This is a genomic window from Phenylobacterium sp. (assembly GCF_037189685.1).
Classification (GTDB): Bacteria; Pseudomonadota; Alphaproteobacteria; order Caulobacterales; family Caulobacteraceae; genus Phenylobacterium.
In genome coordinates this window covers 1-13,657 of sequence record NZ_JBBCIT010000054.1, presented here as the reverse complement: position 1 = coordinate 13,657, position 13,657 = coordinate 1, and the positions used below count along the sequence as shown (strand labels likewise).

The following is a 13,657-nucleotide window of genomic DNA, read 5'->3' as shown; positions in this document are numbered from 1 at the left end:
TACCGGGCCTCCGCTCGCGCGGAGGCCCGGGGATGGCCCGCCCGTTCGTGGCTTTCGTGTGGGTTCGTGGCCCATTCCAATCGCAGGCGGGCCACTTCTCACGCGCCTCAGAACCGGCTGGCGACGGCGCCGTTCCTCGGGGCCGGTGGCGTTGGCGTAGATGGCGGTGGCGCTCATGCGAGCGTGGCCGGGCCAGCGCTGGACGAGGTTGAGCGGGACGCCGGAGTCGCCGTCGCCTGAGGGCTCGCGGCGCTACGCCGCCTCGGCCCAGCCGGCGTAGGCCTCGGCGCGGCCGCGGGCTTCGGCGCGGTAGACGGGGACGGGACGGCGGAGCAGACGTTCGATCTCCAGCCGGGCGGCCTCCTCGCGGTCGTACTGGGCGCGGAGCGTCGTGGCCCGGCTCACCACGTCGGGGGCGCGGCGCTCCTCGGGCGTGACCAGCAGGCCCAGGGCGCGGAAGGCGCCGCCGACGTCGCTGCGCGCCAGGAGCAGCGAGAGGGGAGCCGAGAGGAACAGGCCCAGCGAGACCGGGCTGGTCCACCAGAAGATCGCCGGGTCGAGAAGCCAGGCGATGCCGGCGCCGCCCAGGCCGATGAGCACATGCCCCCGGTGGGAGCGCCACGCCTCGCGGCGGGAGAGGCGGCCGGCGTCACGCTGCTGGACGTTCCAGCCCGAGTCGCGGCCCAGCAGGACCTCGGCCACCGCGACGCTCTGCATCAGCATCAGGACCGGGGCGACCAGGGCGCTCAGCACCGTCTCGAGGACGATTCCGGCCCAGAGCCTGACAACGCCCCCGACGCCGCGCACGCGCCGCTGGCGCATGGCCAGCACCCCCGCGAGCAGCTTGGGGGTGATCAGCAACGCGATGGTGACGGCGAACAGCCAGACCGCGGCCTGGCCGTGGAGGCGCAGCGGCTCGCCCGCCTGGCCCAGCCAGGCGGTGGCGCCGAAGGCCAGCAGCAGCAGCCAGAGCGGCGAGGTCACGTAGGAAAGGACGCCCCGGGCCATGTGCAGCCGGTTCACCCAGTGCAGGCCGGCGGCGCCGAGCACGCCCAGGTGCTGGAGGTTGCCCTGGCACCAGCGCCGGTCGCGGCGGGCCATGTCGACGATGGTAGGGGGAGCCTCTTCGTAGCTGCCGTCGAGATCGGTGGTCAGCCGCACCGACCAGCCACCGCGCCGCAGCAGCGCGGCTTCCACGAAATCGTGGCTGAGGATGTGGCCGCCGAACGGACGCCGGCCCGGCAGATGCGGCAGGCCCGCGCAGGCCGCGAAGGCGCGCACGCGGACGATGGCGTTGTGACCCCAGTAGTTGCCCTCGGCGCCCGACCACCAGTCCTGGCCGGCGGCCAGCATGACGCCATAGGCGCTGGCGGCGAACTGCTGGAGGCGCGCGAACAGGGTCTCGGCGCCGACCAGGGTGGGCGCGGTCTGGAGCAGCCCCAGCTTCGGGTCGGCTTCCATCGCCGCGGTCAGGCGCACGACGGTCTCGGCGCTCATCAGGCTGTCGGCGTCGAGGACGATCATCGATTCGTAGGCGCCGCCGTGAGTCGTCACCCAGTCGGCGACATTGCCAGCCTTGCGGTCGGTGTTCTTCGGGCGGCGCCGGTAGTAGAGGCCGGCGTCGCCGCCCGGCTGGGCGCTCAGCCGCGTCCTCAGCCGCAGGAGGCCGACGGCCTCGGCCCGGGCGATGGCGTCGTCGCGCGTGTCGCTGAGCAGGAAGATGTCGTAGAGCTCGGCGACGCCCAGCCGCGCGAGATCCTCGCGGATCGCCTGGACGGCCGCCAGAACCCGGCCCGGGTCCTCGTTGTAGGTGGGCATCAGCAGCGCCGTGCGCGTGAAGATCACCGGCTGGGGCTCTTTCCGGCCGGGCCGTGTTCCAGCCCAGGAGACCACGAAGCCGGCTGCGGCGCTGACGAACCCGAACGCGGTCCAGGCGAAGAGCGCGACGAAAAGGAGGAACGCCGCCACGTCCAGAGGCGAGATCCCGCCCGCCGAAAGCAGGTCGGCCATCACGGTGGCCGCGCCCAGGGTCAGCGCACCGACGGCGCCCAGCATCACGAAGCGCCGGCCGCGCGTATCCATCAGCGGCGCCAGCCGGCGGGGACCGTCCGTCAGGTCCTGCACCGGCATCGGGAGGGGCGCGGGCTCCGGCGTCGAGCGGAAAAAGGGCTCGGGCCTGGGAGGATCGACCGCCCGCGGCTCTGGGAACCGGGGCGCGTGCGCCCGCGGGGATCGGGGCTCTCGCCGGGTTACGCTATCCATCGATACAACCACGCTTCGGATACTGGGGCCCCACCCCGGACTAGACCGACGCGCAGGTCGCTGGCGACGGCTGTTCCCGGATTGAAGGCGAAACTGACGCGGGCGCCGCCGGTCTGGGCATTCGGCTGCACCGTCTCGAGGCGGGCGGCTCCCGCCGAGGCGGAGACCTGGGCGGAAAGCTCGTCGCTGGCGCCCGGCCCGAACTCGACGATGAAGCGCCGCTCGCGCGGCGTATGGCCGTGACCCGAGCGCCAGGCGACGGCGCGCGCCAGCCGGCTGGGCGGTTCGGGCTGGGCGGCCCAGGTCAGGCGGTAGCGGAAACGATGCTCGCGGCCGGCGGCCAGGGGCTGGGCCGGGCGCCACATGGTCACGACGTTGTCCTCGGCCTCGCTGCGCGCGCCCAGTTCCACGAGCCGGACGGCTCCGGGCGGGAAGCCCTCCAGCGGTTCGACCCAGGCGCCGGGGCGCTGGTGATAGAGGGCCTCCAGGTCCTGATAGGCGGCGAAGTCGCGCTGGCGCTGGAGCAGGCCGAAGGCGCGCGGCGGGCCGGGATCGAGGTCGCGGATGCGGGTGGCGGGCGTATGCACCAGGGGCCGCCAGACCGGCGGGCCGCGGCCATCGGCGGTGAGCAGGCCGTCGCTGTCGTGGACCTGAGGCCGGAAGTCGTCGTAGCGGCGCGGCTGTTCGGGACCGAACAGGTACATGCTGGTGAGCGGCGCGAGGCCGGCGGACGCCAGCGGGCGACGGGGAAACAGGCTGGCCTCGATCTCCATCACCGTCGCCGCGCCCGACCCGATCTCGAACCGGTAGGCGCCGGCCACCGAGGGGCTGTCGAGCAGGGCGTGGACGACGATCCGGCGCGCCCCGCGGGCGGGTCGTTCGATCCAGAAGGCCCGGAAGGCTGGAAACTCCTCGCCCGGCTCGCCCGCGCCCAGGGTCAGCCCGCGGGCCGAGAGGCCGTAGCCCACGCCTCGGGCGACGGCGCGGAAGTAGCTGGCGCCCAGGAAGGCGGCGACCTCGTCGAAACGCCCCCGCACGTCGAGCGGGGCGTGGATGCGGAAACCCGCGAAGCCGAGGTCGGGGGGCAGGGGGCCGGGATCCTGCGGCCCGTAGCTGAACTGCTCGGCCCGATAAGGGATCGCCTGGGCTGTGGCGCCGTGAACCTCGAACAGCTCGACAGGATCGCGGAAGAGGCCCCCCCGGTGGAACATCTGGAGCTGGAACGGCAACCGCTCGCGGCTCCAGATCGCGTGGTCGGGCCGGTAGCGCAGGTCGCGATAGGCGTCGTAGCCGAGGGCGGCGAGCGCCGGGGGCAGGGGCGAGGCCGGGGGCCTGTAGGGCTCGGCCGCCAGCCGCCGCGCGCGCTCGCGGACGGTGTCGGCCGCCACGCCGGCGGGCGCCCAGGCCGCCGCCATCAACGCGGCGGGCGCCAGCGCCACGACGTCGCGGCGACGAAGACTCCGCGTCGCCGCGGTGCAATCCGACATGTCGTCCATAGCGAAGTTGGCCCAGCCTGGTTCCGATGAACTACGGCCGCGGCGGAATCGTGACCCCTTCCGCCACGCTATTGCCGCGATGAAACCCTGTCCGAGGTGCGGAACGCCTCTTTGACGAGCCACGAAAGACACGAAAGGGCGCGCGAGGCCGCGAAGCGGCGGCTTCCAAAATCAAGGAACCGCGGAAGGACGCGGAGAGACGCGGAAGGCGAGGCTTTCGATTCCGCGCCCTTCCGCGTTTTCCGTGGTTTGCATGACGCAGTCTCCGCTCGCGCGGAGGCTCGGAGCGCGAACCGGCTTTTTCGTGTCCTTTCACGCCTTGGGTGATCCCCCAATTCGGAACTCCGGCGTCGGCTACGACGCATCGCCCCAGCTCAGCCGTCGGGCGGTGGCGTAGGCGGCCTTGTCGCGGCGGGGGACGAAGCGTCGCTCCAGGCCCTCGGGCGTGCAGAGCTTGAGATCGATGCCCGGCTTGTTCGCGCGGGGCGGCGCCAGGATGCGGGCCTGGGCGGGCGCGCCCACGACCCTGGGGCGGGCGGCCACGAGGTAGGCGTAGGGCTCGTCCTCGAAGGGCGCGTCGGCCTGCTTGGTGACCTTATGGTCGCGCGAGCGGGGCAGGCGGACCGCGAAGTGGCACCAGTCCGGCGCCGCCAGGGGACAGGGCGCCGCGTGAGCGCAGGGGGCCAGCAGGCTCGCGCCTCGCGCCACCAGGGCGTCGCGAGCGGTCAGGATGCGGGCGTAGCCGGCCGGCGTGCCGGGCTCGGCCAGGACCAGCAGCCCAAGGGTGGCGTCCCACAGCCGGTCGATCACCTCGACCTGCTGCGCGGGCGCGACCTCGGCCAGCGCGTAGCTCGCCAGCACGAGGTCGGCCGCTGCCGGGGTCGCCGTCGCCATGTCGCCGCGGGTGATCCGGGCCTCGAAGATTCCGGCCGCCAGGCGTCGCGCCAGGTCGAGGAAGGGGGCGCTGGCGTCCAGCCAGTCGACGCTGGCGATGGAAGGCCAGACCTCGCGCGCCGCCCAGGTTCCGCCGCCGGGGCCGCAGCCGGCGTCCAGAAGCGAGGCGGGGACGAACCCCGGCGCGCGGGCCTGCGCCTCTCCGAAGGCCGCGGCGCAGGCGGCGAAGGTGGCGGGCAGCCGGGTCAGCGCATAGGCCAGGGCGTCGTCGCGGCCCCGGATGACCCCGGCCGAACCCCGGCCGGCGCGATAGGCCCGGCTGGTGGCTGCCGCCCGGTCGGCCAGATCCCGGCGGGACACGCCGGTCAGCTCGCGTTCGAGCGCGGCGCGCAGGCCGGGCGGCAGCTCGGAAGCCACCGGCTCAGGCCAGGGCTTCGGCCCGCAGCTCGGCCAGCCGCGCGGCGACCGCGGTGTCGGCCAGGCCCGAGACGTCGCCGGGGTCGCCGGTCTCGGCGATGCGCCGCAGGACCGGCCGCAGCACCTCGCCGGAACGGGTCCGGGGCAGGGGGCCGAAGATGATGTGGGCCGGAACCGCCTCTTCGCCCGCCTCGCGCCGCATCCAGCCCTTCAGGTCGGCGCCGAGGACGTCCGACGCCATGATCTGCGGATCGGGATCGACGAAGGCCCACAACGTCTCGCCCCGGCCGCCGGGCGCGTCGACGGCGACGATCGCGGCCGCGGCCACGGCGTCGTGACCGGCCAGCGTCTCCTGGAGCGCCAGGCACGACAGGCGCTTGCCGTTGATGTGGACCTCGTCGTCGCCGCGCCCGGCGCGGTTCTTGACGAGGTCGTCCACCACGGCGGGTTCGGCGAGGGTGGAGGTGTCGCCGAGGTTGCCCAGGTCGTCCTCGGCGATCTTGCGCAGGATACGACGCATGATCTTGCCCGAGCGGGTCTTGGGAAGGCCGGGGGCGAACTGGATGACGTCGGGCGCGGCGAAGGGGCCGATCTCGTGGCGGACGTGGCCGCGCAGGTCGGCCTGGAGCGCCTCGGTGGCGTCGATCCCCACCTTGAGGGTGACATAGCAGTAGATGCCCTGGCCCTTGATGTCGTGCGGATAGCCCACGACGGCGGCTTCGGCGACGGCCGGGTGGCCCACCAGCGCGCTCTCGATCTCGGCGGTGCCCAGGCGGTGGCCCGAGACGTTGATGACGTCGTCCACCCGGCCGGTGATCCAGTAGTAGCCGTCCTCATCGCGGCGGGCGCCGTCGCCGGTGAAGTACTTGCCGGGATAGGTGGAGAAGTAGGTGTCGATGAAGCGCTGGTGGTCGCCGTAGACCGTGCGCATCTGGCCGGGCCAGGAGTCGATCAGGCACAGGTTGCCGCTGATCGCGCCCTCGAGCACCTGGCCCTCGGCGTCCACGAGTTGCGGCGTCACGCCCGGCAGCGGCAGGGCGCACGAGCCGGGCTTGAGCGCATGCGCGCCCGGAAGGGGCGTCATCAGGCAGGCCCCGGTCTCGGTCTGCCACCAGGTGTCGATGATCGGGCAGCGGCCCTCGCCCACGACGCGGTGGTACCAGAGCCAGGCTTCGGGATTGATGGGCTCACCCACCGTCCCCAGCAGGCGGATGGACTTGCGGTTGGTCCGCTTCACCGGCTCGTCGCCTTCGCGCATCAGGGCCCGGAGCGCGGTCGGGGCGGTGTAGAAGATCGACACCTTGTGCTTGTCGCAGACCTCCCAGAACCGCGAATGGTTCGGGTAGTTGGGCACGCCCTCGAACATCAGGCTGGTGGCGCCGTTGGCCAGCGGGCCGTAGACCACATAGCTGTGGCCGGTGACCCAGCCCACGTCGGCGGTGCACCAGAAGACCTCGCCCGGCCGGTAGTCGAAGATCACCTCGTGGGTCCACGACGCCCAGGCCAGGTAGCCGCCCGTGGTGTGCAGCACGCCCTTGGGCTTTCCCGTCGAGCCCGAGGTGTAGAGGATGAACAGCGGGTCCTCGGCGCCCATCGGCTCGGCGGGGCAATCGTCGGAGACGGTCGTCTTGAGGTCCGAGAAGAATTCGTCGCGGCCGGCGGCCATCGGCACGTCGCCGCGGGTGCGGCGCACCACGATCACGCTCTCGACGCCGGGGCAGCTCTTCAGCGCCTCGTCGACATTCAGCTTCAGCGGCACGATCTTGCCGCCGCGCAGGCCCTCGTCGGCGGTGATCACCACCTTGGAGTCGCAGTCCAGGATGCGGCCGGCCAGGCTGTCGGGCGAGAAGCCGCCGAAGACCACCGAATGGATCGCCCCGATCCGCGCGCAGGCCAGCATCGAGGCCGCCGCCGCCGGGATCATCGGCAGGTAGATGGTGACCCGGTCGCCTTTCTTGACGCCCTTGGCCTTCAGCACATTGGCCCAACGGCAGACCTCGGCGTGGAGCTGCCTGTAGGTGAGCGCGTCATAGCTCTTGCCGTCGTCGCTCTCCCAGATGATCGCCGTCTGGTCGCCCCGCTCGGCCAGGTGCCGGTCCAGGCAGTTGGCGGCCACGTTCAGCACGCCGTCCGCGTACCAGTTGATGCGGAAATCCGGCTTGTCGAAGCTGACGTCCTTCACCTGGGTGAAGGGTGTGATCCAGTCCAGCCGCCGGCCGACGTCGGTCCACCAGCCGACCGGATCCGCCGCCACGCGCGCCGTCGCCGCCGCATAGGCCTCGGCGTTCATGTGGGCCGTCTGCGCCCATTCCGCGGGAACCGGAAAAACTTCGCCGTCCGACACTGGTCGCCTCCCGATGAATTTCCCAGACGCAGTAGGGCGATAGCGTGGCGTGTGCAACACGCGGCGACATGCGCCCTTGATGCGACTCACCGAGGGGAAGACCTTCCCGCCATGCTGCGAATCGCCACTGTCCTGCTCGTCGCCGTGGGTCTCAACGGCTGCGGGCCGGCCGCGCCGCGGGGCGCCATCGAGAGCGCCAGCCGGCTGCTGGCCGCGGCGCTGAGCGGCGATCGCGCGGCCTTCGAGGCCCAGATCGACCGGGCCGCCGTGCGGGAGGACGTCCGCCGGCAGATGGCCGAGATGGCCAGGGCCACGGTCCTGGAGGTGGATGGCGGACCGTCCGAGTTCGCGCTGGACCGCATGATCAGTCCGGAGAAGGTCCGGGTGGTCGATGGCGTGGGCGCGGCCCTGACCGCCGCCCCCACACCGCAGCAGGTGGCGCCCCTGATGCGGCGGGTCGACGACAACCACGCCTGCCTGAAGGACGCGGGCGCGGGCGGCGGCTGCCTGCTCACCTTCGCCAAGGGCCGGGATCAATGGCGGCTGGTGGGGATGAAGGCGATGGACCTCACCGTCCAGGTCGCCGGGGACTGACCTGCGAATTCTTAAGGTTTTCCGCGTCATCCTGTTCCGGTCGGGATGAAGAACGACGCCGGAACGCCCGTTGTCCGATGATGCCAGCCGTCGCCCAGGAAACGCCCCAGGTCTCGGTCCGGGTCGGCTATCCCCACCCCGACCTTCAGCCGTACGTGACCTTCTATTACTTCGTGGAGGCCGCAGGCCCCCTCACCGACTTTCTCTATCCGGAATGGGGCAACGTCCGGCTGAACGTCTCGGGCGACTGGATGGTGCTGAACGATCCGCGCGATCCGGCCGTTCCGGCCCAGCGCGTGCTCTTCGGGCCCACCGACAGGCGCGGCAAGATCGTCACGGGCGGCGGCAAGTCGGTGGGGTTCGGCCTCACGCCCGGCGGCTGGGCTCGCCTCATCGGCTCGGACGCCAGCATCCTCGCCAACCGGGTCGTGGAGGTCACCGACCAGATCGACCTGGACTTGCGGACGCTCCAGGCCGAATTCATCGCAGAGGGTGACGACGACGCGGCGGGCGTGGCGCGCTTCGACCGGGCGCTCCTGGGCCTGCTCTCGCGCCGCCCGCCGACGCCGAAGGCGGCCCTGGCGGTCGATCATGCGCTGCGGAACCAGCCTCGCGACGTGGCGACCTTCGCCGACATGGCCGGGATGTCGGAACGCACCCTGCATCGCATATGCCTGCGGACCTTCGGCTTTCCGCCCAAGCGCCTCCTGCGCCGGCAGCGGTTTCTCTACACGCTGGGGTTGCTGAGGGTCACGCCCGACCCCTTGCTCGGGACGCTGATCGATCCCGAATACCATGACCAGTCGCACTTCAATCGCGACTTCCACGACTTCATGGGTATGAGCGCGCGGGAGTACGCGGCGACGCCTCGCGCCCTGATGCAGGCCGCGGCGGCGGCCCAGCAGGCCATCGGGATCCCGTTGTCGTTCCGGCTGGCCGACCCGCCCACCACCTGAACGGGTGGCGGGTCCTTACAATTCGTCACGCCTTCACCGGACTACGAGTCCAGACGCGCCACGGGGCCCGACGGCTCCGAACGGCTTTCGGGTAGTGGGGGTGTGACATGACGATGAGGAAGATTGCGCTGTCCTGCATGACGATGGCGGCGCTCGCCGCCGGGTCGGCTTCGGCGGCGACCTATTCCCTGTACGACCAGTTCGCGATCTCGGGCGGCGCCGTCACCGCGGCGAACTTCGCCTTCGGCTTCGGGCCCGGCAGCTATGCGGGGGCGGATGCGATCAGCAGCTTCACCAGTTTCGAGCTAAATTGCGACGGGGACGTCCTGGTTCAATGCGCACGGGCGGCGTCCGGCGTGCCCGGCGTCTTCAAGGCGAACGGCGCCTATGACGTGGCCGGTACGGCCTTCTTCGACGCCGGAGAACTGAACCTGCATCCGGGGCCAAGCTCGGAAGTCGCCATCGTGCAGTTCATCGCGCCGGTGGCGGGCCTGTACACCTTCGCCGGGGCGTTCAGCTACAACGACATCTATCCGACCGGCGTGGATGTGGCCGCCTATGTGAGCGGCGTGAGCCAGATCGCCAACGCGGTCGATGCGTTCAACTTCGGCGCGACGCTCGCCGCGGGCCAGAAGGTCAGCTTCGCCGTCGGGGCGGCCGGCAACTGGACCTACGATTCGACCGGCCTGGCGCTGACGGTGACCGGTCCCGACGTGGGCGCCGTCCCGGAGCCGGGAGCCTGGGCGATGATGATCCTGGGCTTCGGCGCCGCCGGCTCCGTGCTGCGGCGGCGCAGGGCCGCGCTGGCCTGAGTCGCCGGCGCCGGGCGACGCCTTCGGAAGGAGCCGGCCGCGGCCCCGCATCAGGGGTCGAGCACCCAGAGTTTTCAGCAATAGGGGGTTTCAGATGTTCAAGAGCCTTGCCGCCATCGTGGCGGGAACGACGCTGTTGGCCGGCGCGACGTCGGCCGGTGCGGCCGTCACCGTCGACCTCGCGGGCCATGTCAACGGAAGCTGGTCGAGCGAAGCCTTCTTCGGTATCCCGACCGGCGACGCCGTGGTCCTGGGCGGCGTGACGTTCGACATTCACGCTGCCGGCGGCAACGCCGCCTATGTGCTCTTCGACAGCACGCCGCTGTCGATCGCCACCAACGTCTACGGCGTGACCGAGGTCCATACCCTGCTCAACACGCTGTGGGGCCACGCTGACGCCAGCACGCTGTCGGTCACGTTCAACGGTTCGGGCGGCGCGACGCAGACCTTCGCCCTGGTCGGCAACGACGACGTCCGCGACTACTTCCAGAACACCTACACCAACGCGATCAACGGCGTGACGACCCAACAGGTCTTCGCCAACGGGCCGCGCCGGCTGGACCGGCAGACCTTCGTCCTGGACCCGACCTTCGCCACGCAGACGCTGACGTCGATCGTCTTCACCGACACGGGCGCCACGGGATACCAGCGCGGTGTGCTGACCGGACTGACGTTGCAGACAGCGGTCGTGCCCGAGCCGGCGTCGTGGGCGGTGATGATCCTGGGCTTCGGCGCCGCGGGCTCCGCGCTGCGGCGACGCAGGGCGGCGCTGGCCTGAACCGGGGCGGCCCGCCCGGCAGTTTCGAATTTACGGCCGGGCTCGGACGGTCCTATGCAGGGGCGGAAACGCGAAAACCGCCCCCTGCAAGGACACCGGCCGCATGCTGCTCCACCTCTCAACCTGGGCCGAGATCGAGGGCTTCCTCGCCAAGTCGAAGACGGTGGTGGTCCCCATCGGCTCCAACGAGCAGCACGGGCCCACCGGTCTGCTCGGCACCGACTGGCTGTGTCCCGAGATCATCGCCCACGAGGCGCAGAAGACCGGCGACATCCTGGTGGCGCCGACGTTCAACATCGGCATGGCCCAGCACCACCTGGACTTCCCCGGGACCATCGCGCTCAGGCCCTCCACCTTCATGCTGGCGATCGGCGACTGGTGCCGCAGCCTGGGCCACGCCGGCTTCGAGAAGCTGTTCTTCCTGAACGGCCACGGCGGCAACGTGGCCACCATCGAAGCGGCCTTCTCCGAGCTGTACGCCGAGGCCAGCTATGCGGGACGTCCCCGGGGTTTCGCCTGCAAGCTGAAGAACTGGTGGGATCTGAAGGGCGTGACCGCCCTCGCCAACCAGCAGTTCCCCGTCGGCCACGGCAGTCACGCCACGCCGTCCGAGATCGCGGTGACCCAATGGGCCTATCCGGAGGCGATCAAGTCGGCCAACTACGCGCCCCAGATCGCCCCCACAGGCCCGATCCGCGAGGCGCGGGACTTCCGTGCGCGCTACGCCGATGGCCGGATGGGATCGGATCCCGCCCTGGCGACGCCCGAAAAGGGCGGCGAACTGGTGCGTACCGCGGCCGCCGCGTTGCTGGCGGAAGTGGCCGCGTTCGATCGGGAGCCTCCCGCCCCCTGATGGGGAGGGACAGGCCGCGTCAGCGGCCAGGGTGGGGACGTATGGGCCGGAACGCTGAGGTCGGGAATGACCCGCGCGTCACCATGCCAACCACCGAGGCTGGGGATCCACTATTCCCCACCCGGCCGTCGCGCTGCGACGGCCGCCCTCCCCATCAGGGGGAGGGATCAGAGGCTGCGCTTGACCTCTTCGAGGTTGAAGCACTCGATCGTGTCGCCGGCCTTGATGTCCTGGAAGCCCTCGAAGGCCATGCCGCATTCCTGGCCGGCGGGCACCTCGTTGACCTCGTCCTTGAAGCGCTTGAGCGTCTTGAGCACGCCCAGTTCCAGGATGACGACGTTGTCGCGGACGATCCGGACACGCGCGCCCTTACGGACCACGCCTTCCGTGACGCGGCAGCCGGCGACGCGGCCCACCTTGGTGATGTCGAACACCTGCAGGACCCGCGCGTTGCCCAGGAAGGTTTCGCGTTGTTCCGGCGCCAGCATGCCCGAGAGCACGCCTTTGATGTCGTCGATCAGGTCGTAGATGATCGCGTAGTAGCGGATCTCGACGCCTTCACGCTCGGCCAGGGTCTGGGCCTGCTTCGAGGCGCGGACGTTGAAGCCGATGATCGGCGCGCCCGAGCCCTTGGCCAGCATGACGTCGCTTTCGCTGATCGCGCCGGCGCCCGACAGGATGATCCGCGCACGGACCTCGTCGGTGGCCAGTTTGTCGAGCGATCCGACGATGGCTTCGGCCGAACCTTGGACGTCCGCCTTGATGATGACCGGCAGCTCCGAGATCTTCTTGTCCTGAAGCTTGGCCATGAAGTCGGCCATGGTGACGCCGCCAGCGACCGGCGAACCGGCCTTCTCGCGCTTCACGCGGGTCCGGTACTCGGTCAGCTCGCGAGCGCGCGCTTCGTTCTCCACGACCGCGAAGGGCTCGCCCGGGCTGGGCGTGCCGTCCAGGCCGAGGATCTCCACCGGGACCGACGGGCCCGCCGAGTCAAGTTGCTCGTCGCGCTCGTTCAGCAGGGCGCGAACCCGGCCGAAGTTGGCGCCGGCCACGACGATGTCGCCGCGCTTCAGCGTGCCGCGCTTGACCAGCACGGTCGAAACCGCGCCGCGGCCGCGATCGAGCTTGGCCTCGATGACCGAGCCGTCCGCGGTGCGGTCCGGATTGGCCTTCAGGTCCATCATTTCGGCCTGCACCAGGATCGCCTCGATGAGGTTCTCCAGGCCGGTCTTCTTCAGGGCCGAGACTTCGATCACCTGGGTGTCGCCGCCGAGGCTTTCGACCACGATCTCGTGCTGCAGCAGCTCGTTGATCACCCGCTGCGGATTGGCGTCGGGCTTATCGATCTTGTTGATGGCCACGATGATCGGAGCGCCAGCCGCCTTGGCGTGCTGGATGGCTTCGGCCGTCTGCGGCATGACGCCGTCGTCCGCCGCCACGACCAGCACCACGATGTCGGTGACGTCGGCGCCGCGGGCCCGCATCGCCGAGAAGGCGGCGTGGCCAGGGGTGTCGAGGAAGGTCACCGCCTGGCCGTCGGCCAGACGCACCTGATAGGCGCCGATGTGCTGGGTGATCCCGCCATGTTCGCCGCCGGCGACGTCGGCCGAACGCAGGGCGTCCAGCAGCGAGGTCTTGCCGTGGTCGACGTGGCCCATGACCGCCACGACCGGCGGGCGCGGAACCAGGTTGTCGTCGATATCCTCTTCGCCGATGAAGCCTTCTTCGACGTCGGCTTCCGAGACGCGCTTCACGGTATGGCCGAACTCGGTGGCCACCAGCTCGGCGGTGTCGTTGTCGATGACGTCGTTGATCTTCAGCATCACGCCCTGACGCATCAGGAACTTGATGATCTCGACGCCGCGGGTCGCCATCCGGTTGGCGAGTTCCGCCACGGTGATGACGTCCGGGATGACCACTTCGCGCGCGGCGCGGGCCTGTTCCTGGCCGCCGCCCTTGCGCTTTTCACGTTCACGTTCGCGCGCCCGGCGGACCGAGGCCAGCGAACGCATCCGTTCGACGGCGCCCTCATCGTCACCGGCCACGGCCTGGATGGTGAGGCGGCCTTCACGGCGCTGAGCGGCGCCCTTCACACGGCTGATCGCCTTGTTCGGGGCGTTCGCGGCGGCCTTGCGGCGCGTATCCTCGTCGTCGTCGGGCCGGCGACCGGCTTCCCCCGGACGGGGCGCCTGGCGCGCGGCGCGCTGGATTTCCGGCGTAGCCGGCGGGGCGTTCGGAGCCGCGCCGCGCG

At 70.9% G+C, this 13,657-nt stretch carries 10 protein-coding genes and 1 pseudogene; 5 read left to right on the top strand and 6 right to left on the bottom strand.

The features are described from left to right. Positions 1-252: 252 nt before the first annotated feature. The 5 genes and pseudogenes from mdoH to acs form a co-directional block, all read right to left on the bottom strand. A complete protein-coding gene (gene mdoH, locus WG212_RS22530) occupies positions 253-2,262 on the bottom strand; it encodes a glucans biosynthesis glucosyltransferase MdoH (protein WP_337189354.1) in 2,010 nt (669 codons plus the stop codon). After that, positions 2,250-3,749 carry a glucan biosynthesis protein gene (locus tag WG212_RS22525; RefSeq protein WP_337189353.1) on the bottom strand — a complete coding sequence of 500 codons (1,500 nt, stop codon included), beginning with the start codon at positions 3,747-3,749 and terminating at the stop codon, positions 2,250-2,252. Before WG212_RS22525 ends, mdoH begins: the two co-directional genes overlap by 13 nt. Positions 3,750-4,112: 363 nt before the next feature. Next, the gene (locus WG212_RS22520; RefSeq protein ID WP_337189352.1) at positions 4,113-5,069 is read right to left on the bottom strand and encodes a small ribosomal subunit Rsm22 family protein; all 957 of its coding nucleotides are present in this window, start codon (positions 5,067-5,069) and stop codon (positions 4,113-4,115) included. Between the two features lie 4 nt (positions 5,070-5,073). After that, the gene (locus tag WG212_RS22515; protein ID WP_337189355.1) at positions 5,074-5,415 is read right to left on the bottom strand and encodes a hypothetical protein; all 342 of its coding nucleotides are present in this window, start codon (positions 5,413-5,415) and stop codon (positions 5,074-5,076) included. Between the two features lie 63 nt (positions 5,416-5,478). After that, positions 5,479-7,413: pseudogene (gene acs, locus WG212_RS22510) on the bottom strand (acetate--CoA ligase); the annotation flags it as partial. A gap of 111 nt (positions 7,414-7,524) precedes the next feature. Between acs and WG212_RS22505 the strand changes: the two are divergent. The 5 genes from WG212_RS22505 to WG212_RS22485 all read left to right on the top strand — a co-directional run bounded on the left by WG212_RS22505 (position 7,525) and on the right by WG212_RS22485 (position 11,406). Further along, a complete protein-coding gene (locus WG212_RS22505; protein WP_337189351.1) occupies positions 7,525-8,007 on the top strand; it encodes a hypothetical protein in 483 nt (160 codons plus the stop codon). A 77-nt stretch (positions 8,008-8,084) separates the two neighbouring features. Further along, entirely contained in the window at positions 8,085-8,963 is an 879-nt protein-coding gene (locus WG212_RS22500) for a helix-turn-helix domain-containing protein (RefSeq protein ID WP_337189350.1), read from the top strand. Positions 8,964-9,070: 107 nt separating this feature from the next. After that, positions 9,071-9,775 (top strand): PEPxxWA-CTERM sorting domain-containing protein, encoded by a 705-nt coding sequence (locus tag WG212_RS22495; protein ID WP_337189349.1) that lies wholly within the window; start codon positions 9,071-9,073, stop codon positions 9,773-9,775. Between the two features lie 94 nt (positions 9,776-9,869). After that, positions 9,870-10,553 carry a PEPxxWA-CTERM sorting domain-containing protein gene (locus WG212_RS22490; protein ID WP_337189348.1) on the top strand — a complete coding sequence of 228 codons (684 nt, stop codon included), beginning with the start codon at positions 9,870-9,872 and terminating at the stop codon, positions 10,551-10,553. A gap of 103 nt (positions 10,554-10,656) precedes the next feature. After that, complete coding sequence (locus WG212_RS22485; RefSeq protein ID WP_337189347.1) at positions 10,657-11,406, top strand: creatininase family protein; 750 nt, start codon at positions 10,657-10,659, stop codon at positions 11,404-11,406. 167 nt (positions 11,407-11,573) lie between these two features. Here the strand turns inward: WG212_RS22485 and infB are convergent. Then, a partial coding sequence (gene infB / locus WG212_RS22480; protein WP_337189346.1) for a translation initiation factor IF-2 occupies positions 11,574-13,657 on the bottom strand: 2,084 nt, incomplete at its 5' end.